The 24,780-nt window shown below is 66.2% G+C and carries 4 protein-coding genes; 1 reads left to right on the forward strand and 3 read right to left on the reverse strand.

The window, feature by feature from the left end:
* Positions 1 to 41: 41 nt before the first annotated feature.
* Positions 42 to 19,247 carry an autotransporter-associated beta strand repeat-containing protein gene (locus FG486_RS04005; RefSeq protein ID WP_181266517.1) on the reverse strand — a complete coding sequence of 6,402 codons (19,206 nt, stop codon included), beginning with the start codon at positions 19,245 to 19,247 and terminating at the stop codon, positions 42 to 44.
* 724 nt (positions 19,248 to 19,971) lie between these two features.
* On the opposite strand from FG486_RS04005, the gene FG486_RS04010 reads away from it, so the two are divergent.
* A complete protein-coding gene (locus FG486_RS04010; RefSeq protein ID WP_181266518.1) occupies positions 19,972 to 21,117 on the forward strand; it encodes a sensor histidine kinase in 1,146 nt (381 codons plus the stop codon).
* Positions 21,118 to 21,138: 21 nt separating this feature from the next.
* Here the strand turns inward: FG486_RS04010 and FG486_RS04015 are convergent, their stop codons facing one another.
* Both FG486_RS04015 and FG486_RS04020 read right to left on the reverse strand, forming a co-directional pair.
* Positions 21,139 to 22,647 carry an indolepyruvate oxidoreductase subunit beta family protein gene (locus FG486_RS04015; RefSeq protein ID WP_181266519.1) on the reverse strand — a complete coding sequence of 503 codons (1,509 nt, stop codon included), beginning with the start codon at positions 22,645 to 22,647 and terminating at the stop codon, positions 21,139 to 21,141.
* A complete protein-coding gene (locus tag FG486_RS04020) occupies positions 22,647 to 24,779 on the reverse strand; it encodes an indolepyruvate ferredoxin oxidoreductase subunit alpha (RefSeq protein WP_181266520.1) in 2,133 nt (710 codons plus the stop codon). The genes FG486_RS04015 and FG486_RS04020 overlap by 1 nt, the downstream gene beginning before the upstream one ends.
* Between the last annotated feature and the right edge of the window lies 1 nt (position 24,780).

The following is a 24,780-nucleotide window of genomic DNA, read 5'->3' on the forward strand; positions in this document are numbered from 1 at the left end:
TATTTCCCCAGGCTCGGGCGGTCCGCCGCGTCTCGTTCGGATCAGAAGCGGACCGACAGCGTCGCGCGGGCACCGTGATCGGCGGTGTCCTTGCCGATCAGGCCGGTATAGCCCAGCGACAGGTCTGCGCCGTCGGTCAGCTTCACCGTCGCATCGAGCCGTGCCGCCAGCGCGAAGCTGTCGAGCTGGACGCCGCGGATGGTGAAGGCCTGGGCGGGCGCGGCGGCGAGCGCGATCTGCGCTGCCGGATCGCGATCGCCGACCTGGAACCGGCCTGCCAGCGTGCCCGAGAGGTTGACCCTGCCCATGCGCACCGTGCCATCGGCACCGACGGTGACCGAACCGCTGCGATAGCTCTGGCGACGCACCGACAGCGCCGCCGCGCCGCCGGTTTCGGTCAGCGCATCCAGCTTGAACTCGCCCACGGCGACGCTGGCGAACGGACGATAGGTGGCATTGCCTGCCTCGATCGCGTAGCTCAATTCGGCAAAGCCCTGGACCGCGCGGCCATCGCCCCGGCCCCGGTTGGTCTCGGCAAAGCCCGGCAGCGCGATGTTGCGCACGGCGGTGAGATCGACCCCGGTGACGCTCGCACCCATGCCGACGCTGACGCCGCCGGTATTGACGCCAGCATAAAGGCCGCCGCCGGTCTGTTCGACCTCGGCGCGCGATCCGCGCGCATCGACGCTCACCTTGCTGGTCATGTGCACGCCGAACGCCCCGATGCGCCAGCTGCCCTCGCTATTGGCATTGCCATAGTCGATACCGGTGATGAAGCCCTGGCGATCGCTCTCGTAGCGCGCGGCATTGCCGTCGCGTTCGCCAGCGCCCCAGCTGCCGAACACCTGGCCCCAGGCGCCTGCGCCATTGCCCCATTCGGGCGTCTGGCGCGCGGTCGCGGCGACCGCGTTGATCCGGCCCAGTACCGCTTCGCGCACCAGCCGCTCTTGCTCGATGCCCACGCCCGCCATGGTCGCATAGACCTCGCCCGAAAGCTGGTCGAACGCGTTCGGCTGCTGCGCATTGGGCAGCGCATAGACGTTGAACAGCGGCTGCGGGTTGTAGCCCGCGGTCACGGCCGCATCGATCCGCGACACCACCGAGCGCTGGTTGGCGGTCAGCGGCGTGTTGCCCAGGATGTTGGTGAGCAGATTGGGAGCCATGCGGAGCAGCACCTGGTTGGCGGTATAGACCAGTTCGGGCCGGTAGAGGATGCCGAACTCGCCAAAGCCGGTCACCGCATCGAACGTGCCGGTGCGACCACCGCTCGCCTGGAGCAGCAGATAGTTGCTGTTGAAGGCATAGGTGCCGCCCAGATTGGTGATCGCCGCCGTGCCGCCCAGCTGCATCGTGCCATTGCCGATCAGCATGTCCGACCCGCTGGGTGCCTGGACCTGCAGACGCAGCGTGCTGCCTGATTGCAGCTGGATCGCGCCGTTGAGGCCCAGCATGCCGAGGCCGCCCGCCCCGGGCGAGACGACCGAGCCGCTGCGCGCGATCAGCCCGCCCACCGTGCCATTGCCCGACAGCGTCGCGCCCGAAAGCACCGTCGTTGCCGATCCCGCAAGCGATCCGGTGACGCGCAGTTCGCCCGCGCGCACTGTCGTCGCCCCGCGCAGCGCACTGTTGTCGCCGGTCAGCTCGAGCAGCCCTACGCCGCTCTTGTCGAGCAGCCCGGTGCCACCGATCCGGCCCGCGAACACGCCGGTCGTTCCTTGCGCGAACTCGAGCGCGGCATCGTTCTGGATCAGGCCCTGGAGCGAGACCGTCGAGCCGATCAGACGGCCGGCGGAGATCAGCGTGCCGCCGGTATAGCTGTTTGCCCCGGTCAGCGTCGTGGTACCGCTGCCCGCCTGGACGAACATGCCGGTGCCGCTGATGACGCCCGCGAAGGTATAGGCGTTGCTGCGGTTGATGATCAGCGTCCCGTTGTTCAGCACCGGCCCGATGATCGATCCGGTGGCGCCGCCATTGCCCAGCTGCAAGACGCCGCCAGCGATGGTGGTGCCGCCCGAATAGCTGTTCTCACCATCGAGGATCAGCCCGCCGGTGCCCGTCTTGGTCAGCGCGCCGGTGCCCGAAATGACCCCGCTGAACAGCGAGTTCACGCCGTTGGTGCCGGTGGTGAGCCGCGCGCTGCCCAGCGTGATCGTGCCCGCACCCGACAGCACGCCCAGCGTGGTGTCGAACCCGGCAAGGTTGAGGCTGCCGGTCGCCGCCTGCTGGAACACCGCGATGCCGCTGGTGATGCCGGTGAGCGTGATGCTGCCGCTGTTGAGCACGTCGCCGGTCAGCGTGCCGCTGATCCGCGCGGTGCCGCTGTTCGACAGGCCGCCCGAGAGCGTTCCGGTTGAGGTGAAGGTGCCCGCATTGATCACCAGGCCCCGGATCACGCCATTGTTCACGGCGGTCGCGCCCGCCGAATTGACCAGCTGGCCCAGGATCGAGCCGTTGTTGATCAGATTGGCGTTGTTGAGCACGCTGCCTGCGATCACCGCGGGGGTGAGCGGACCGGCAAAGGCCGTCTCGCCCGCCGACGCCGCCGGTGCGTTTGCATCGACCAGCGCGGCCGCCACCGGGCTCGCCATTTCTGCGCCGCCCATCAGCGCACCATCGAGCCGCGCGGTGCCCATGCTGTTGCTGAGATCGGACACCAGGCCAATGCGGCCCGCAGCAGATGCGGTCGAAGCCGCCGCCGGAGCGACCGTCTGCGACGCTTCGCCGAGCGTCACGACCGGGAGGTTGGCCGAGACCGCACCCGATGTGGAATCGCCGAACAGATCGACCCGCTCGGGTCCGGACGACACGCCGCCCGCCAGCGGCAGACGCTCTGCGCTGGGGGCCAGGCTCGCCGGGGTCGGGCCGCCGGAGATCGAAATATTGTCGACCATCATGCCCGCACGCGATGCGAGCGAGGCACTGACGGTGGAGGCGGTTTCGGCTGCAAGCGAGGTGACCGTAGCCGGCATGCTGGTCTGCTCGACCGCCAGCGACGTGACCGCCGCAGGCATGCTGGTCTGCTCGGCTGCGATCGGGCCCGAAGCGGCATTTGCGACCGGCGCGGCAAGCACGGAAGGTGCTGCCACCGTCGCCGCAATGCCGCTCGTCGTGCCACCGACGCTCACGCCTTCGCCGATCACCAGCGTGCCTGCGTTGACCAGGGTCAAGCCGGTGTAGCTGTTGATGCCGGTGAGCGTGAATGTGCCGGTGCCGATCTTCTGCAGGCCGCCGCTGCCCGAGATGACGCCCGAGAACAGCGACGAACTGTTGTCCGAACCGACCACCAGCGTGCCGCTGCCCAGCGCGATCGGGCCCGTGCCCGCAAGGCTGCCCAGCCCGGCATTGAAGCCAGCAAGGTTCAGGCTGCCACCAGCATTCTGGGTGAGGCGGCCGAGCACGACCAACTGGCCGTCCAGCGCGATTACTGCATTGTTGGCCACCGTGCCGTTGACCTGGCCCGAAAGCGTGGCGGTGCCGTTGTTGGTCAGCGATCCCAGGATCAGGCCCGAGCTGGCGAAACTCGCGTTGTTCAGCACCGATCCGCTGAGGCCCGCACCCGCCGCCACCGTCAGCAGGCCGCCATTGACCGTGGTAAGGCCGGTATAGACCTGCCCCGTGGTCAGCGTGAAACTGCCGGTGCCGGTCTTGATGAGGCCGCCGGTGCCACCGATCGTGCCAGAAAAGCTGGTCGAGGCGTTGCTGCCGCCCAGCGTCAGCGTCGCACTGCCCAGCAGCACGTTGCCTGCGCCCGACAGGCTGCCGATCGAGGTACTGAAGCCCGCGAGATCGAACGCGCCGGTGCCGCTCTGGCTGAAGCCGGTAATGCCGGTCAGCGCGCCCTGGAGCTGGACGAGGCTGCTATTGGTCACCGCGCCACCCAGCTGGCCTGAAAGCCCCGCCGAGCCCGAATTCACCAGTCCGCCATTGAGCACGCCGGTGGAGATCAGCGTGCCGGTGTTGGTGACGAGGCCCGCCACCGTGCCCGCATTGCTGAACCCGGCGGCGTTCTGCACCGCGCCCGCCAGCGATCCGCCGCTAGCCAGCGCCAGCACGCCTGCATTGACGGTAACCGTACCGGTGAGCGTGTTCGCGCCCGAGAGCGTGAACGTGCCGGTGCCGGTCTTGATCACTGCGCCATTGCCCGCGAGCACGCCCGCATAGGCGGTGCTCGCATTGCTGCCACCGGTGACGAGCGCCTGACCCTGCGCGATCTGCACGCGGCCGCCGCTGCCCGCCAGCGCGCCGATGGTTTCGCCGACATTGACTAACAAGGTGCCGGTGTTGACGGCGACCAGCGCCGTGTCGGCAATCGAGGCCCCTGCCCCCTGCAGCACGACATCGCCGCCGGCCAGCGTCACGCCCTGCGCGAAGCTGCCCGCGCCGGTGAGCGTGGTGGTGCCCCCGATGGCCCGCAGCGAATTGGCAGCGCCGGTAATGTCGCGGATCGTGCCGCCGCTCGTGCTGATGCTGCCGGTCAGCGCGCCATTGGCGAGCGTGCCGCCCGCCAGGCTGATCGCCGCGATCGACTGGTCGAAACCGCCAAGATCGAGCGTCCCGCCGTTGCCGATCGTGACCAGGCCATTGCCCTGCCAGATATTGGCCGCGCCCGACAGCAAGGTGCCGCCGGTGATCGTCGTGGTGCCGCTATGCGCCAGCGTGCCGGTGACGGTGAACGTTCCGCTGCCCTGCTTGGCGAGATTGCCGGTGTTGAAGATGACGCCGCCGAAGCTGGTCGACGCATCGCTTCCGCCCAGCGTCAGCGTCTGGCCAGCATCGATCTGCACCGTGCCGCCCGTGCCAGCCAGCGAACCGATGGTTTCCGACACCGCAACGATCACGTTGCCGGTGCCCAGCGTGACCGCCGCCGCGTCATTGACGCTGCTGCCGCCTTGCAGGAACAGGTTGCCCGCGTTGACATTCACGCCGCTGGCGAAATTGCCGGTGCCGAACAGCGCCAGATTGCCGCCGGTCACGGTCAGCGCGCCGGCGGTATTGGCATTGGCCAGGCCGATCAGGCCAGCGCCTCCGGTGGTAAGCGCCTGAGTGCTGCCTGCGAGCAGGTCGATGTCGAGCCGTCCGGCATCGGCGGTGATCAGGCTGTCCGATCCCAGGGTGACGGTGCCCGCCCAGATATTGTTGTCCGCCACGTTGCGCAGCGCGCCCGCGCCGTTCACGCCGGTGCCGTTGATCGTCAGCGCCTCACCGGTGAGGGTGATGCCGCCCTGCAGTTCGAGCGCAGCCCCCGCATCGACCACGGTGCCCGCAGCATTGCCGCCCAGGCCCGCATTGTTGCGGACCGAAAGCACGCCCTGGCTGACCGTGGTCAGGCCTGCATAGCTGTTCGCGCCGGAAAGAACGAACGTGCCGGTGCCGGTCTTGACGATGCCGCCGTCGCCCGAGACCGTGCCTGCGAAGGTGCTTGAGCCGTTATCGCCGCCCGTGGTCAGCGGGGCCGCACCCAGAATCACGGCTCCGCTGCCCGCCAGGCTGCCGATGCTGGTGCCGAAGCCGCCCAGATCGAACGTGCCCGTCGCCTCCTGTGTCACCGCGCCGATGCCGCTGATTGCCCCGGTCAGCGTGATCGTGCCCGCATTGGTGACGGATCCTGCCAGGATACCCCGGATTCGCGCACTGGCTCCGGTTGCATTGACCAGCCCTGCGTTCAGCGCGCCCGTTGATTCGAGTGTCGCAATGTTGGTAACGAGGCCCGAAACGCGACCAGCGTTCGTGAACCTCGCATTGTTGAGCACGCCCCCTGCCAGCGAGGCATTGCTGCCCAGGATCAAGGTGCCTCCGTTGACCGTGGTCAGCCCCGTATAGCCCTGCGCGCCCGACAGCGAGAAGGTGCTGGCGCTGACCTTGGTCAGGCCACCGGAACCGGTGATCATGCCGTCGAAGGTCTGCGAGCCGGTGCCGCTGCCCAGGGTCAGCGTCCCGCTGCCCAGAGCCACCGTGCCGCCGCCGCCGGTCAGATTGCCGATGGTGGTGGCAAAGCCGCCCAGGTTGAAGACCGCGCCCGTCGCCAGCGACAGTTCGCCGATACCGATAGTGGTTCCGGTCAGGTTTACCGTACCGCGATTGATCAGATTGCCGGAAAATGCCCCCGACAGGCTCGCCGTTGCGCCAGCATTGTTGACCAGACTGCCGTTCAACGACCCCGTGGACACCAGCGCACCGTTGTTGATCACTCCGTTTGCGACCGTCCCGGCATTGGTGAACACGGCATTGTTGGTCACCGAGCCTGCCAGCGATGCTCCCGAAGCCAGGACGAGCGTTCCGCCGCTGACCAGCGTCCGGCCCGTGAAGCTGTTGGCACCGGTGAGCGTGAAGGTGCCCGTGCCTTCCTTCTCCAGGCCGCCGCTGCCCGAGATAACGCCTGCGAAACTGGTGCTGGCGTTGCTGCGGCCCAGCTGAAGCAAGCCGCTGCCCAGTTGCACCGACCCGCTGCCCGCGAGCGAACCGATGGAAGCGAACGATCCGGCCAGGTCGAACAAACCGCTGCCCTGCTGGTTGAACGCCACGTTGCCGCTGGTCAGGCCTGACAGCCTCACCGTTCCCGCGTTGGAAATCGCCCCGTTCCACACGCCCGACAGGTTGGCTATGCCCGTGGCGGCATTGACCAGACCGCCGTCGAGCCTGCCGGTCGAGGTGAGGCTCGCCCGGTTGGTGACCTGCCCCCTCACGTTGCCCGCACTGGCGAAGCTCGCACCGTTATCCACAGCGCCGACGATCGTGCCGCCGCTGCTCAGCGCCAGCGTGCCGGCTGCAATGCTGGTAAGCCCCGCATAGCTGTTGAAACCGCCGAGCGTCAGCGTGCCCGCGCCCGCCTTGGTGATACCTGCGGTCCCCTGGATCGGCGCATTGATGGTGGCACCCAAGCCTGCCGACACGTCGATGACCGAGGTGCCGCCGGTGGTCGCCAGCGCCCCGCCACCAGGTGCGGTGTTCAGCACATAGCCGCCTGTTTCGAAACGAAGCTGCTGGAACGCCTGGGTTCCACTGACCTGTACCGTCCCGCCTGCCGCGCCAGCGAACACGCCGGTCTGGCTGTTCCATCCGAACGCGGTCGAGAATCCGGGCGCCGAGGTCCAGTTGGTGCTGGTGCTGTTCCAGGTGCCCGATCCGCCATTGCCGGTGATTGCGCTGGACGCAGCGGTGGTGTCGGTGCCGTCCCAGTAGAGCACGGTCGGGATGCCGAGCGTGAACTGGACGCTGATCTGTCCTCCGATATTGGTGATCACCGACGCCGTGAAGCCATCGGGGCGCGTGCCGACCAGCAGGCCGTTGTCGGTCAATGTGCCGCCATAGTTGATCAGGCGATAGATGCCCTCGCCAAATCCGGTCAGCGCGGCGACATTGAGCGTGCCGTCGAGCGTCAGGTTGCCGCTGACAGTGATGAGATCGTTGATGCCGCCGCCGACGACACCCGCCTGGGCGAGCTCGAAATTGAGGATCGAGGCTGAATCGAGCAGCAGGTTGCCACCGATAGCGATCGTCGCAGGGCTGTTGCCCGGGGCGAGTATGGCCCCGGCGCCCAGCGAAATATTGCCGAGGAAGCTGCCCGATCCGGCCAGCGTCGCGCCATTGGCGAGGCTGAGGTTGGCACTGTTGGCCGCCACATCGCCGAACTGGCCGTTGAGCACCAGCGACCCCGCATTCACGTTGACGGTGCCGGTGAAATTGGCCGCCGCAGTGTTGCTGCCACCCAGCGTCAGCGTGCCCGTGCCCGCCTTGTTGAACGTGCCCGAGCCCGAGATGATGCCGTCGAAGCTGGTCGAGGCGTTGCTTGCGCCTGCGGTGAGCGTGCCCGAGCCGAGCTGGATCGCGCCATTGCCTGCGATGCTGCCCATTCCGGCTTCGAAACCAGCCAGGTTCAACGATGCGCCGGAGCTCTGGGTGAATGATCCGGTGCTGGTCAGGGATTCGACCAGAGTGATGTTGCCCGAGTTGCTGACCGCGCCATTGAGCAGACCTGCCAGATTTGCAGTAGCGCCAGCGTTGTTGACCAGCCCGCCCCGGATCGAACCGGTTGAATTCAGAATGCCGGCATTGGTGACCTGACCACTTACCCGGCTCAAATTCACCAGTGTGGCGTTGTTCTGCACCGACCCCGCCAGCGATCCGCCAAAACCAATGGTAAACGTGCCACCGTTTACGGTCGTCAGACCGGTATAGGTGTTGGCAGCGGTCACCGCGAACGACCCCGTGCCAGTCTTGATAACTTGCCCAGTACCCGAGATCACACCATTGAAGCTGGTGCTGCTGTTGTTTCCACCCAGCGTCAGCGTGCCGCTGCCCAGCTGCACCGAGCCACTGCCCACGAGGGTGCCTGAAAGGCTGCCGATCGTGGCATCGAACCCGGCCAGGTTGAACGTGCCGTTGCCGGTTTGAGCCAGAGCGGCGTTACCTGTCGTGGTTCCTGTCAGGGTGATCGTGCCCGCGTTGGACACAGGGCCGTTCAGTGTACCGCGGATTGCAGCGGTGGCACCTGCATTGTTGCTGAGACCGCCACCAAGCGTGCCGGTGCTGGTCAGGGTGCCCGCATTGGTGACAAGCCCGGCAATGCTGCCCGCGTTGGCCAGCGTCGCATTGTTCTGCACCGCGCCTGCCAGACTGCCGGTCATGGCAATCGAAAGGCTGCCCTGGCTGACTGTCGTGAGGCCGGTCAGGTTGTTGGCACCGCTGAGCGTCAGTGTGCCGGTACCGGTTTTGGCCAGCGTTCCGGTGCCCGAAACCACGCCCGAGAAGCTGGTGCTGGCATTGTTGCTGCCGATGGTCAGCGTGCTGCCCTGACTCAGAACGACGGACCCGGCTCCCGCCAGGCTGCCGATATTCACATTGGTCTGGCTGACAAGAAACAGATTGCTATTGGCCGCTTGCGTAATGGCAGCGTTGCCGACGGTCTGGTTGATAAAATTGATCACCCCGGAATTGCTGACATTTCCGTTCAGCTGGCCTGAGATGCTGATCGGGGTGAATCGGCCGTTGTTGACCAACCCGCCGTTCAGCGCGCCGAGGGACGTGAGGATGCCGAAATCGCCGTTGGTGACGAGCCCGTTGACCACACCCGCATTATTAAAGGTGCCGTTGTTGACGACGGCCCCGGTGAGCGAGCCGCCAAACCCAAGCTCCAGAGTACCGCCATTGATGGAGGTCTGGCCGGCATAGGCGTTGGCTCCCGTAAGGCTCAAGGTGCCAGACCCGATCTTGGTCAGGCCGCCACTGCCCGAAATCACACCGGCGAAGGTCGTTGTGCTGTTGTTGCCGCCGGTGGTCAGGGTGCCATTGCCCAGCTGCACCGCGCCGGCGCCCGCAAGGCTGCCGATGGTGCCGTTGAACCCGGCCAGATTGAGCGAGCCCGTCGTGGTCTGCGTCACCGCCGCAGCGCCGGTGGTCGCACCGGTGAGCGTGATCGTTGCCGCGTTCGACACCGGACCATCCAGCGTACCGCTGATCGAGGCCGTCGCGCCCGCATTATTGGTCAGCCCTCCCGCCAGCGTCCCGGTGCTGGTCAGCGTGCCCGCGTTGGTCACAAGGCCGATGATCGTGCCCGCATTGGTCAGCGTCGCATTGTTCTGCACCGCGCCTGCGATCGTGCCGCCGCTGACCAGCGACAGCGTGCCGCCGCTGACGGTGGTCAGCCCGGCATAGCTGTTGGCGCCACCCAGGGTCAGCGTGCCGCCGCCGCTCTTGGTCAGGCCCGCCGTCCCCGAAATCGGCGCGTTGATCCGGGTCGCAAGGCCCGAATTGACGTTGACGATCGAGAAGCCGCCCGTCGTCGCCAGGCCACCTGTCGAGTCAGCGGCATTGAGCACATAGCCGTCGGTCAGGAACCGCAGCTCCTGGAAGGCCTGGCTGCCGATTATTCCGACGGCACCACCGGCAGCACCTGCGAACACGCCCGCCTGGCCCGCCCAGGGGGTGTTGACCGCAAAGCCGGTGGGGTTGGTCCAGTTGGTGGAGGTGCTGGTCCAGGTCCCTGCCCCGCCGTCGCCGTTCACCGTCGCGACCGCGCCGGTCAGGTCCGCGCCATCCCAATATTGCACGGTCTGGCCGCCTGCGTTGAACAGGATGTTGATCTGTCCCGCAATGTCGGCGCGCAACTCGGAGATGAATCCTAGCGGCAGCGTGCCCATGTTCAGCCCATTGTTGGTCAGCGTGCCGCCATAGTTGAACAGGCGATAGAAGCCTGCGCTGAAGCCATCGAGCGCGGTGACGTTGAGCGTGCCATCGAGCACCAGATTGCCGCCGACCGTGATCAGGTCGTTGATGCCGCCGCCGACGACGCCGGGCTGCGCGAGCTCGAAATTCAGCACCGAGCTGTCGTTCAGCGTCAGATTGCCCGCGATGGTCTGCGTCGCCGGGCTCGTGCCGGGCGAGAGGATGCCGCCATTGGCGACCACGACATTGCCCTGGATCGTACCCGATCCGCTGAGCGTGGCCCCCGAAGCGACATTGATCGTGGCTGCCCGGTTGGTGAGATCGCCCAGAACGCCGTTGACCAGCAACGTGCCGGCATTGATGTTGAACGTGCCGGTAAAGCCATCCGCAGCGGTGTTGCTGCCGGTCAGCGTCAGCGTGCTGGCGAGGTTCTTCTGCACCGTGCCCGCGCCGGTGAACACATTGGCGAGGCTGAGCGCATCGCTGCGATTGAGCAGCAGCTGCGCGCCGCTCGCAATCGCGACATTGCCCGTGCCAAGGCTGCCCGTGGTGCCGCCATCGCCGATCTGCAGGCTGCCGCCGGTGATGCTGGTGATGCCGGTATAGCTGTTCGCGCCGGCCAGCGTCAGCGCGCCGGTGCCGCTCTTGACCAACGAGATCGCGCCCGTGCCGCCGCCGACGATGCCGCTGAAGGTGGTTGCCGCGTTCTGCAAGGCCGTGAACTGCGCTGCTGTCGTCGACGAATTCGAGATGGTTCCCGAGCCGAAGATGCTGACGCCGCCACCTGCAAACCCGTTCAGATCGATGGTACCCAGCGCACCGATAGCCAGGCCGCCGGCAGCATTCAGAAGCAGCGCTTCCGAGGTCGATCCCAGCTTCAAGGTGCCGCCATTCACGCGGATCTGGATATCACTGGACACCGTCGGGACGGCAGCAAAGTCGAGCGCAATGGTTCCAGTTCCAGTGCTCGATCCAAAGGACAGGGCACTGACAAATGGGCCAACAGAAAATGTGCCGCCCAACGACAGGGTCTGGCCTGCGGACGCTGTTATGATCGGAGAGGATCCGAAATTCACCACCGACAAGCCGTTGATGCTGGCAGAAACGCCGGCGGCCGTATCAAGCGAGGATGAGCCCGACATCGTTACCCCGCCGGTTCCCAAGGCCGAGGTGTTGCCAATCACGATCCCGCCGCCGGAAATCACCGTGCCGCCGGCATAGCTGTTCGCCCCCGTCAGCGTCGTCGTGCCCAGCCCGTCGCGGACCAGCTGACCTGCGCCGGAAACGACATTGGCAACGGTCAGGTCGTTACCAGAAAAGCGCAATGTTGCGCCTGCATTGACCGTGACATTGCCCGTGCCCAAGGTACCGCCGGTGCCCGTCGTTCCGATCTGCAGCGTATTGCCCGCGCTGATCGTCGTGGCACCATAGCTGTTGGTGCCGGTCAGCCGCACGACGCTGGGGCCGTCCGCGCCGAGGCCCGCCGCGATGGTGAGATCTCCGCCGGACAAGGCTCCGGAAAAGGTCGTCGATGATGCGATGATCGTCGATCCTGCGCCTGCGCCCAGAACGATGTTGTTCGCCAAGGTCGCAGGGCTCGGCAGACCAAGCCGCAAGGTGGTGCCCGTCGCCATCTGCAGCGTACCGGTGCCCCAGCCAGCATTCGTCGCCAGCAGTGCCAGGCTGCCCGCGTTGAGCTGCACCGTGCCGCTGCCGGTGCCCGCGCCGGTCAGACGCAATTCGCCTGTGCCCGTCTTGGTCAGCACGCCGATATGGCTGTTCGCGCCTTGCAGGGTCAGCGATGCCGCCGCGACGTCGATCGTGCCGCCGGTCGCGCCAATGGTCAGCACCTTGGTCAGCGTCCCCGCCACATCCGCGCCCAGCGTCGCGCCGTTCAGGAACACGCCATTGGCGCCGTTCAGCAGCGTGTAAGCGCCGGCATTGGCCAGCCGCAGCGTGCCGCCGTTGATGGCGATCGGGTTGACCTGCGCGCCCACCGACACCGTCACCGGTGCCAGCTCGATCGTGCCCGTCGCGCTTGCCGTGCCGAAATCGAGCGGCGAGCCGGCTCCGGCCTCGAACGACAGCACGTTCGAGGCGAGACGCAGCGTCGTCCCGGTCGCCGCCGCCACCGTCGAACTCCCGCTGCCGAAAAAGAGATTGTTGCCGAGCGTGCCGGAGACATCGGTCCGCAGCGTGGTATTGCTGGAGAAGGTGATGTTCCCTGTCCCAGCGGCGGTGATGACGCCAGCGTTGGCGCTGGCCAGCACGACGGTCCCTGCGCCAATCGCAAGTCCGCCAGAAAATGTGTTGGCACCCGAAAGGGTCAGCGTGCCGCTGCTCTGCTTGCCGACGTTGCCCTGGCCGGAAATGGCATTCGCGACCGTGAACGCATCGGACCGGCTGAAGGCCAGGAACGAGCCTGCATTGACCGTGATGTTGCCGCTGCCCAGCGTGCCCGTGTTGCCGCCCGTGCCGACGGTCAGCCCGCCCGAGCCGCTGATGGTGGTGGTGCCAGCATAGCTGTTATCCGCGGTCAGGACCAGCTGGCCGGTGCCCGTCTTGGTCAGGCTGCCTGCACCGGTTACCGCGCCGGTCAGGGTCAGGCTGCTGCTGGAAACATCGATCCCCGCAGCACCGGTCAGCGACACTGCGCGCGCGCTGCTGATCAGTCCGGTCGTGCCCAGCACAGCATTGCCGATGGTGACGCCGCCTGCGATCGCGCCGAGATTGGCGTTCGACGTGATGTTCAAGCGGCCCGCGCTGATCGTCGTGCCGCCCGAATAGCTGTTGGTGGCTGACAGTGTCAGCGTGCCCGCGCCGATCTTTTCCAGCGGCCGCGCACCGCCGATTTCGGAGATTACGCCCGATTGCGTCGCCGATCCCGCAAGCACCTGCAGCTGCGTGGTGTTCGAGTTGAGCTCGATCGGCGTCGCCATGTCGATGCCGTCGGCATAATCGACCACCGATCCGGTGGTACGGATGACACCGGTCGCGCCGCCTGCCGCATTATTGCTGCGCAGCGACAGCGTGCCGCCTGCAACCGTGATGCCATTTGTGAAGCTGTTCGATCCCGAAAGCGCCAGCGTGCCTGCCTCGACCGTCGCCGATCCCTGGGTGACGTTGCCGCCGATCGTGGTTACCCCGCTGCCCAGCTTGCGCAGCGCGCCGTTGCCGGTGATCGCCTGCGCCAGCGTGATATCGCTGGCCAGGTTGATCGCCAGCGTCGCGTCGTTTGCCACCGCGCCGGTGCCAAGCGATCCGCTGGTGCCGCCATTGCCGATCTGCAATGTCCCGTTGGTGACGCTGAGCGTGCCGGTGTATCCGCTATTGTCGCCCGTCAAGGTCGTGGTTCCGGCGGAACCCTTGATGACCTCGCCTGCGCCGGAAATCGCGTTGGTTACGAGCAGGTCGTTCGTACGGTTCAGCAGCAGCCTGCCTGCAGCGCCGACGATGACGGCTCCCGAGCCGAGCGTGCCCGACGTACCGGCGCGACCGACGTTCAGCGTGCCTGCCGTCACCGTGGTGGTGCCGCTATAGGTGTTGGTGCCCGTCAGCGCGAGCGTGCCGCTTCCGGTCTTGACGAGGTTCAGCGCAGACGCACCATTGGTGATCACCCCGTCAAAAGCCGAGAATATCTGCGTGTTCAGCGTCGTCGTAGCCGCCTGGCTGCCCAGATTGGTCAGCGTGCCCGATGCACTGCCGGTCAGATTGACCAGCTGGAAGTTCAGGCCATTGACGTCCAGCGTGGCAGCGGTCGTGCCGGTACCGATGGTCGTGCCGCCGCTTGCCAGACTGAAAACGCTGGCAGCAAAGGCATTGCCGGTCCGAACGGTTCCGCCCGCGATCGTCGAAGCCGTTCCTGCGGCGACCGAGACGCCCGATGGTGCGGCCAGTTCGATGAGGCCGGTGGCGGTCGATGAGCCGAAGGTCAGCGTAACAGGGCTGGATGTCTCGAACTGGTCACCGGTCAGGGTCAGCGTTGTGCCCGACGCAGCGCCGATGCTGGCAGTGGCCGAGGACGCGATGGATATCCGGTTGGCCAGCGTGCCGGTGACGTTGGACAACAAAGCGCTGTTGTTCTCCAGCGTGATGGTGCCGGTGCCCGCCGCGCCGATCGTGCCGCCCGCAACCTGGTCGAGGACCAGCGTCCCTGCGGAAATCGTGGTGTCGCCGCTATAGCTGTTCGCGCCCGACAGCGTCAGCGTGCCCGCGCCCAGCTTGGTCAGCGTGCCGAAGCCGCTGATGGCATTGGCGATGGCAAGCGCATCCGACCGGTTGAACGCCAGATTGGCGTTGGTGATGATCTGGCCGCTGCCAATCGCGCCCGTCGTGCCGCCATCGCCGATCTGCAGCGTACCGCCGCTGATCGTGGTGATTCCGGCAAAGCCGCTGGTGCCGGACAGGGTGAACGTGCCGGTTCCCGACTTGGTGAGATTGCCGGTTCCGTTGACGCTGCCTGCAAAGGTCGTCGATGCGTTGTTGCCCCCGGTCGTCAGGACCGACGCGTTCTCGAAACTGACCGTGCCCGCCCCGGCCAGCGAGCCGATGGTTTCGGTACTGCTGACGAACAGCCGCGCGCCCGTCGCCAAGCTTACCGCGACCGTGTCTGCCAGCGCAGTCCCGCTTGCCAGGACCACATCGCCGCCGTTGATCGTCAGCGGCCCTGTGAAGCCGTTATTGCCGTTGAGCCTGAGCAGCCCGCTTCCGGTCTTGACCAACGCGCCCGTGCCGGAAATCGCGCTGTTCACAAAGATGGAGGAATTGCCGGTCCCTTCGCTGGCGAAGGTCAGCGTGGAACTGCCCAGCGCGATGCCGCCGGTGTTGAAGCTCAGCAAGATCCGGTCGGCGACCGTGATGGTCGAGTCGGCTGCCAGCGTGACGCCGCCGGTGATGCTGGTGGCTTCGTTGCCCGAGGCACCCAAGGGCGCGACGCGGATCGCGCCGATGCCCCCGTTGCCGCTGCCGCTGATGGTGAGGGCATCGCCTATGGTCAGCGGCGTTCCGCTGAACTGCAAGGTCGCGCCGCTGGCAACCGTCGTGCCGCCCGTGCTGTTGCCCAGCGCCGTGTTGCTGCCGATGGTGAGCGTGCCCGACTGGACAGTGGTGGTGCCGGTATAGCTGCTGCTGCCCGAAAGGCTGATATTGCCCGTCGTCGCAAGTGACTGCGTTCCGCCGAAAGCGCCGGAAAATGTGCCGTTGCGCAGCGTGGTCGTGCTGCCGTCATTGAGGATCGTGCCCGCGCCCGAAAGGTTGCTGATCGTCGACAAGCGGGTGTTGAAATTGAGGGTCGCACCGGCATCAACTTGCGTCTGCGTAGCATCCAGGCCGAGTATCTGGCCCAGGATGCCGCTTTGCGAGCGCACCGTGCCACTCTGCACGATGATGCGCGTGGAAGCACCTGCGGTGCCCGTCGCCGCGGCAATGTCGAGCGTGCTGCCCGTGCCCGGTGCCAGCCGCAGCGTTCCCGCCCCGCCGAACTGGCCTGTCAGGGTGACCTGGCTGCCCGCGACGGTCGAAAGGACATTGCCGTCCGCCGTGAAGGCGTTGATATTGTTGGTATAGACACCCGCGTTCGCGAGGTGCAACGAACCACCGCGCAACTCCACCGCGCCCGTGCCGAGCGCCGTGAGGTTGCCCAGTTGCAGCGTGCCCGCGAAGATCTGGGCGGTACCCGAATAGCCATTGGCTGCAGCGCCGAGGATCGTGGTCCCCGTGCCCTGCTGCACCAGCGCACCGCTGCCCGCCAGCGCGCCTGCAATCGTCTGGGTAACACTGCTGTTCGACCGCAGCGTCCCGTTGGTGCTGATCGTTACCCCGCCCGTGCCAAGCGATCCGGTGGTCGAACCCGATCCCAGCTGCAGGATACCTGCCGAAATCGTGGTGCCGCCTGCATAGCTGTTGGTGCTGAGCAGCGTCAGCGTGCCCAGACCCTGCTTTGTGAGCGAACCCGTGCCGCTGATAGCGACGCTGCTGTCGATATTGTCGGACCGATTGAACACCAGGCTGGCATTGTTGACGATCGGCCCGCCAATGATCGTGCCGGTGGTCGTGGCGTTGCCGATCTGCAGCGTGCCGCCGCTGATCGTGGTGGTGCCCACAAAGTTGCTGGTGCCGGTCAGGGTGAGCGTACCAGACCCCGTCTTGGTCAGTCCGCCGAGCCCGGTCAGGCTGCCGGCGAACGTGGTCGAATTGTTGTTGCCCCCCGTGGTCAGAACCGAGCTGGCCTGCAGAACAACCGTGCCATTGCCCGCCAGGGACCCGATCGTCTCGCTGCTGCCAACGCCGAGAAGGGTGCTCGTGGCCATGCTCAGCGCGGCCGTGTCCCCGATCGACGATCCGCCGGTCAGCTGCAGCGCACCGCCGTCGAGCGACACCGCTCCGCTGAAGCTGTTGCTGCCGCTGAGCGTGAGGGTGCCGCTGCCGCGCTTAGTCAGTGAACCCGTGCCCGAAAGGACATTGCTGACATTCTGGCTGGCGCTGCTGTCGAACACCAGGCTGGTGCCGTTCGCCATCACGACGCCCGTGCTGCCCAGCGAGCCGGCCAGGGCGCCGGACCCGAGCTGCAGCGTTCCAGCATTCAGCGCGATATTGCCCGACAGGCTGTTGTTTCCGGTGAGGATCAGCGTGCCCGCGCCGGTCTTGGCAAACCCGTTCGACCCCCCGATCACGCCGCCGAGCGTGAAGGTGTTGGTGGTGCTGGGATTGGCGATGCTGATCCCCGCGCCATTCAGCGTGATCGCATTGGCGAGCGTCCGGTTGCCGGTACCGCCGGATTCCAGCACGGTATTGGCCGCCATGGTCAGCGCGCCGGTGCCGAGCGCCGTATCGCTGGCCACGACCAGCGTACCACTGTTGAGCGAAGTGCCCGCCGCATAGCTGCTGTTGCCGGACAGCGTCGTGCGGAAACCCGTATTGCCCAGGATGACCGACATGCTGCCCAGATTGTTGGCCGCACCCGATCCGGTGATGGCCGCGGCCAGCGTATAATCGGCCCCCAGACTGCCGATCTCGAGCCTGTTGTTGAAGCCGCTCGACAGGATCGTCGTTCCGGCGTCGATCGAGGTCGCGCCGGTGATGAGCAGGCCGCGGCTGTTGCCTGCGAACTGGATGGTTCCGCCGCCGGTCAGCGAACCGCCCGAGGCGTTGTAGTTGCCGGTCGTCAGGATCAGGGTCCTGCCGTTCAAGGCCAGCGTTCCGCCGGAATGGGTGGCATTCGAAAGCACGCCATCCACGCCCATGTCCAGCGTGCCGCCCGTGAGCTGGAGCACGCCGCCGCCGGAAAGGGGGGAGGTGCCGCGCAGCGCGAGCGTGCCCGCTTCCACGAAGGTGTTCGAATAGCCCTTGGCGCCGGTAAGAGTGACCGTGCCGCCGCCCCTTTTGATCAGCGTGCCCGAACTGGTGATGTCATTGGCGACCGTGATGTCGTCTGACCGGTTGAATATCAGCTGCGCGCCGTTGATCGTGACCGTGCCCGACCCCAGGGTGCCGGTCGTGCCGCCATTGCCGATCTGCAAGGCCCCACCGTTGATGATCGTTCCACCGGCATAGGTGTTGGTGTTGGTAAGGATCAGCGTGCCAGCACCGATCTTCTCGATCGGACGCGCGCCATTGATTTCCGAAATGATGCCCGATTGGGTGGCGGTCCCGGTCGTCACCTGCAACTGGGTGGTATTGCTGTTAAGTTCGATCGGCGCCGCCATGTTGACGTCCTGGGCATAATCGATGACCGATCCGGTGGTGCGGATCGTGCCGAAGCCAGCGCCCAGATTGGTGCGCACCGAAACCGTGCCCTGCGCCAGATCGAGGCCGGCGTTATAGGCCGAGGGGTTGAAGCCCGAGCCCAGGATCAGCGTACCGGTGCCGGTCTTGGTCAGCCCGGAAATGCTGCCCACGATCTGGCCCCGCAACGAAACCGAACCGGCACCGCCAAAAGTCAGGCCGAAGGCCCCCGATGACTGCAAGGGCCCTGCAAGATCGAGCAGTCCGGCATCGGATGTGATCAGCGCTGCGCCCGCTACAGTCACACCACCGGTCAGCACGTTGTTGCCGCTCAGATTGCGCAGCGCGCCCGCGCCGCCCATCCCGGTACCGCTCAGGGCAATGCCTTCGTTTAGCCCCGTCAGCCCGCCCTGCACCGCGAGGGTGGCACCGGCCGAAACGGTCGTGCCGCTGGCCAAAGTGCCCAGAGAGTTGTTGTTGGTTACGATCAGCGTACCACCGACGATCGAAGTGCCACCTTGATAGGTGTTATTGCTCCCCAGCACGATCGTGCCGGGGGCGACAAGGCCTGGACCGCCGACCGTCAGGCCCCCCGGGCCCGAGATCGTGCCGTTCACTGTGCCCGTCACGCCGCTCTGGGCCCTGATGGTTGCACTGCCGCCGGTGAGCGTGAACGCGCGCGTGGTAGCAAAGCTGCCAGTCCAATTCACGCCGGCGCCGTTGTCGATTGTCACGCCGGTCCCGGCAATCCCGAAAGCGCGATCCCGGTCCCAGCCGAGAAAGCCCTCGGAAACGATGGTCCCACCGGAATAGGTGTTATCAAAGCCCAGAAGGAAAAGCGTTTCCGACCCGGTCTTGCGCAACACGCGTGAGCCGCCGGTCTCACTGATCGATTGCTGGTGGAAAGACGAACTGCCAATCGCCCGGACGATGGTGACCGGGAAGCTCAGAACCAACGGATTCTGGGTGTTGAAATCGTTGTTGAATTCATAACCGTCGGAAGTGACAGTGAAGAACTGCGAACCATTGTCGCCGCCACCGATCAGCAGCGATCGGCCGGCCGAGCCCGTGGCAAGATCGGCGAGTACCGGCGGCGGGGCGTCGTTGACCTCGCCCAGATCGATTTGACAAAGGTCGAGTGCAGCGTCGAGGCAGAGCGAGTTCTCGCCGAAGCCGTTGGTGACCACACCGGAGGCCGCCACAGTCTGTGCCTGCGCCTGCCCAGGGGCGAGCGTCAGAGCGCCGCCCGCCAGCGCGGCGATCGCGGGGATCAGTGCCGTCGTGCTGAACAGCCCGAGCCGCTGCGGGACAGCCCGCTCACGACGCTCCGCGCGGTCTGCGCCGCGGTTCCGGATCGACTGCATAAATTCCCCCCAAGTTCGGATTGGCAACCAGTTGCGACCCGGTTTTCATCATCGAGCGAAGGAATTCAGCGGTCAGGGCCCCGCGAGTCCGTGATGGGTGGCAGGATCGGAATGGTGACGCGAACTATGGAGGGAAGATGTCTTGCCCGGATGACGATCGGCAAGAAAATCAGCTACTTGCTCATATTCGCGCGCCAAGAGGCGTTTTGCCATGATGCCCCCCGACACACCGGACACGCCGAGTCGCGCGAGCCGAATTTAACCTGAGTTGCGATATCGTTACCAAAATATCGGTATATCGCAATATGATGAAAGGCTGGTCTTGCGCTTTGGCTGCGCCAAGCGCGGCATTAGTCCATGATTTTACAATTTCGCCGGATTTGTCCCGACGATCTCGCGGTGTAACACACCTTGCCGGGCCCGCTTTGCATCATTCGTCTGTTGTTTGAACAGCCAGCGTTGAGGAGGACTTGAAGAAGCCCTCAAAATGAAGATGTATTCGGTCGCACCGTCAACATAGCACACCGACTATATTTGATCTCGATCCGACTAGGCCACACATAACGGGTCGGCTATCGCCCTCCTTGACAGCGAAAATGTGCACCGGATTTTCTGCCCCCGGATTTTCTGTCCCGTGGCCAAATGTTCTCCTATGCATCACAGGATGGTGCGGGCAGTGAGCGGCTGCCTATCGCCTGAATGGACGTACCAAGGAGCGGGCCGGATGGATCACACCATGGATTATGGTGGCTATATGCCGCACGGCATGTGCCTGTTGTGGGAGCCATGGCTGGTGCTGCTCTGGGCGGGATCGGACCTGCTGATCTTCCTGTCCTATACCGCCATCCCGATCGCGCTGCTGCGCGTGCTGCGCCAGCGCACCGAGGTACCGCATGGCGGGCTGGTGGCGCTGTTCGCGTCTTTCATCCTGTTGTGCGGACTCACCCACGCGCTCGGCATCGTCACGCTGTGGATTCCGATCTATCCGTGGACCGGCTGGGTGAAGCTGGCCACCGGCATCGTCTCGATGACCACGGCGGTGGTGCTGTTCCGGCTGATCCCGGACATCATCCGCCTGCCCTCTCCCGCATCGCTGGCGGCAGTGAACCAGACGCTGAGTGACGAGATCGCCGCGCACAAGGCGACGCTCGCCTCGCTCGACCGGCAGGTGCAGGAGCGGACGCGCGAACTCGAAAAGGCGACCGCCGCGCTGGCGGTGCAGGCGCGCGAGGCTGTGCATCGCAGCGGCAACCTGCTCGCGGTGGTGCATTCGCTGGCGACGCAATCGGCGCGCGGTACCGAGCGGACCCAGGAGTTTCTCGACGCGTTTCTGGGGCGCGTGCGTGCGCTTGCCGATACCACCCGTGCGATCGCGCGCAGCGACAAGTCATCGGCCGAGCTCGAGCAACTGGTCGAAACCGGGATGGAGGTTCTCAAGAGCACTTATGGCTCGCGCATCGCGATATCGGGTCCGGCGCTGTCGATCGATCCCGTCGCGGCGCAGCAGCTGAGCCTGGCGCTCTACGAACTGGCGACGAACACGCAGAAATACGGGCTGGGCGCCTCGGATCAGGCCGAGGTCGCCGTGCGCTGGAATGTCGAAGGCGGACGCTTCACCTTTGTCTGGCACGAGCGCGGCCTGCCGGTGGCGGTCAGCGACGCGCCGCCCAATCCCGAGGGGTTCGGCACCAAGCTGCTGCTGCAGATCGTGCCGCGCATGGTCGGGGGAGCGGCGGAACGCAAGCTCGCGGGAAGCGAGATGGTCTATTGCCTGTCCGCGCCGGTCGAGGCGGTGATCGCGGAGGAAACCGATAGCAGCGGCGACCCGCTTGCGGCGCGGATCATCGACACCAGTTTCGGCATCGAATAGCCAGGATCCCCGCCGCGCGCCTCAGGATGCAAGGCGCGCGGGCGCAACCTCGGCAATCGCGCAGCCCAGCGCCTTGCCCTCTTCATCCTTGAGCGCAGCCTCGCGCAGCGCGGCGATCTGCATTGCAGCGTCGGGCCGCCCTAGCAGATGCCGCTCCGCCGTCGCGAGCACCGCTTCCAGATTGGCGATTCCGCGCTCGAACGTATCCGAATAGCCCTTGACCAGCGCCTGGCAGGCCAGGATTTCGGCACCGGCAGCGATATCGGTCGCAGCGGCACGTTCGGCCAGCGCGAGCCAGCGTTCGATCCGCGCCTGCTCCACCGCATAGCGCAGGCTTTTCCGGCGCATCGGACGCATTGCGGCGAGGCCGCGCAAGGTGAGGAACCAGCGCAGACCGGTCGTCTCGACATGGCGTCCGCGTGCGAAGAACGGCTCCAGTCGGCGACGCAGGCCGGGGCTGTTCAGGATGCGCGCGCCCAGACCGCGCGGCAGCGTTTCGCACACCTCCTGCAACCTCGGATGCATGTACTCGGTGACGCGCAGCAATTGTCCCTCGCTGACGCGCACCTCCTGCGCAATGCGGCTGCTGCGCGCAGCGCGGATCTTGAGATCGGCGACGCGGATCGGGTCCTCGAAGGCCATCCACAGCGCGAGGTGGCGTGCCGCGGGGGCCGCGAGCGCCGGGTCCAGCGCAGCGAACCGCTCGACCCGGTCGAGATAGAGTTCGGCATAGGCCGCGTCCTGATAGTCCATCAGCCGCGCGACGCCCTCGGTGGCGAGCGCATGCGCCGCTTGCGGCAGCGTGCGGCACAGACGTTCGTGCAGCGCGCGGCCCGCCGCGGTGGTGGGCTTCCGGTCCTGCTGGACCTCGGACGACGCTGCGACACCCTTTTCCGCCGCCTCGAAGCCCGAGGCAAAGCCCTTGAGATTGGCGGCAACCGCCTTGCCGCCGTGGCGCACCGCCTCTTCGAATGCCTCGCGCGAGAAAGGCAGCGCGCCGCTTCCCGCGAGCGCGCCGAACATGACCGAGCTGATGACGCTGCCCGCGCCCTGCGCCGCCGCCGCCATGTCGAAGCCGATGAACCGCGCCGCGCGCCGCTCTGCCGCATCGAGAATGCGGGCATTGGCACCGGTACCGTCGCCAAGCGCCGACTTTTCCGAAATCGCATAGACGCGGTGGGTCGATCCGATCAGCGTCGTGCGATCCTGGCTCACGAAGCCGCGCAGGATGGCGCGCCCCGCCTCCATCAGTTCGGACGCGATGACGATGTCGACATCGCCCGGCACCGGCATCATCGCCAGCACCGGATCGGGGCGGTTGTCGCCCTGCGATCCGGTGCGGACCAGCTCGATATAATAGACGGTCGATCCGGTGCGCTGCGCCACGCCGGGGACCGAGGTGCCCTGCGCGACATAGCCGTTCGCGCGCGCGACCACCTGCACCCATTCGGCAAGCACGCCGCCGCCCTCGCCCCCCAGCGCGAGAATGGCGATGGTGATCCGGTCGCGGCCCTGGTTGAAAATGTCCATCAGAACGCCCTTGCTGCCAGCGCGCGTTCGTGACGGCGCTGCATTTTCGCGATGATCCAGCCGCGCAGCTTGGCCGCCTTCCGCTCCCACCAGCCCGGATTGGTCACCACCGTCGCCTTCCAGAACGAGGGGCAGAGCACGGCCGCATGCGCCACCTCGCCGCAATTGCCGCAGCCGACACAGCTGTTGTCGATATGCGTGACCGGGTGCTGGCGCAGCGGATCGGGGTTGGGACGGATGCTGAGCGAGGGGCAGCCCGAAAGCCGGATGCAGGCATGATCGCCGGTACAGGTATCGGCATCGACTCCGAAGCGTTCGCGCACCACGCGCTTGCCCTCGCTCGCCGCCCTGGCGAGCTGCGGCTTGATGCGGCGCTGCTTGTTGAGCATGCATTCGGACTGGGCGACGATGACCTTGGGCCCCTTTTCCGGCGTGGTCAGCGCCTCGCGCAGCGTGTCGCGCATCCGGGCGACGTCATAGGTGCGGGTCAGCGTCCGCGCCCAGCGCACGCCCATGCCGCGCACCGCCTTCTCGATCGGATGCTTGGTCGTGCGGATATCGTTGTCGGCGCGCGAGGAGAGGATGTCCTGACCGCCTGTCGCGGCCGAATAGCCGTTGTCGACGACGATGGTGACGGTATCGTCCTGGTTGAACACCGCATTGCCGATGCCCGAGGTCAGGCCATTGTGCCAGAAACCACCATCGCCCATCATGGCGACAGCGCGCTTGCCGCTGCCATTGGGCTTGAAAGCCGAGGCCCCTGCGGTGCCGAGACCATAGCCCATGGTGGTGTTGCCGATATGGAAGGGCGGCAGGATCGAGAACAGGTGGCAGCCGATATCGGCGGAAACGTGCAACTGGCCCAGCTCGCGCTGCACCAGCTTCATCGCCGAGAAGATCGGGCGTTCGGGGCATCCGGTGCAGAAGCCGGCGGGCCGCGCCGGAACATTGGCGGCAAGCTCAGGCTCGGCAGGCATGGACTGGGCGCGCGTCGGTGCGCGATCGGGCGCCCACTGCTCCAGAAAAAGCGCCAGCCCCTCGCCGATCACCTGACCCGAATATTCGCCCGCGCGCGGCATCACCTCCTTGCCGACGATGCGCGTGTTGAGATCGGCGCGGCGCAGGATCGAGCTCAGCTCGTGCTCGATGAATTCGGGCTGGCCTTCCTCGAGCACCAGCACGGCCTTCTTGCCAGCGCAGAATTGCGTGACCTCGTCGACGATCAGCGGATAGACGGCGTTGAGGCAATAGACCGGCAGCTTCGTGCCACCCCAGGTATCGGACAGGCCGGCCAGTTCGAGCGCGCGGTTGAGCGTGTTGAACAAACCGCCCTGCACGATGATGCCGATCTCGTCGCGCTCGGGGCCGAACCACTCGTTGAGCCGATTATCGCGGATGAAAGCCTGTGCGGCGGGCCAGCGCCGTTCCACCTTCTCGATCTCGTGCAGGAAGATTGCGGGCGGCAGCACGATCCGGTCAAGATCGCGCGTGGGGCGTTCGGCCGCATCGCCCACGGTCATCGCCGGGCGCCGGTTCTCCTTGGCGACGAAGCTGCCAGTCATGTGGCAGCTGCGCACGCGCATCTCGAGCATCACCGGGGTGTTCGAGGCTTCGGACAGCTCGAAGCCTTTCTCGACCATGTCGACCATGGTCGCCAGATTGGGGCGCGGATCGAGCAGCCACATCTGTGATTTCATCGCAAAGGCATGGGTGCGCTCCTGCATGATCGAGGAACCCTCGCCATAATCCTCGCCGATGATGATGAGCGCGCCGCCGGTGACCCCGCCCGAGGCAAGGTTGGACAGCGCGTCCGAGGCGACATTGGTGCCGACCACCGATTTCCACGCCACCGCGCCGCGCAGCGGATAGTTGACCGACGCCGCGAGCATCGCGCCCGCCGCAGCCTCGTTGGCGCTCGATTCGAAATGGACGCCCAGCTCCTTGAGCAGCGGATCGGCATCAGCGAACACGTCCATCAGATGGCTGATCGGCGATCCCTGATAGCCGCCGACATAGGCAACTCCGGCCTGGAGCAGCGCCTTGGTGACGGCGAGTATCCCCTCGCCTTCGAAATGCTCGCCCGCGCCAAGGCGAAGCTTCTCGACCTCCTTCTTGAACGACCGCTCCGCCATG

The organism is Blastomonas ursincola (genome assembly GCF_013607875.1).
Taxonomy (GTDB): Bacteria; Pseudomonadota; Alphaproteobacteria; order Sphingomonadales; family Sphingomonadaceae; genus Blastomonas; species Blastomonas ursincola.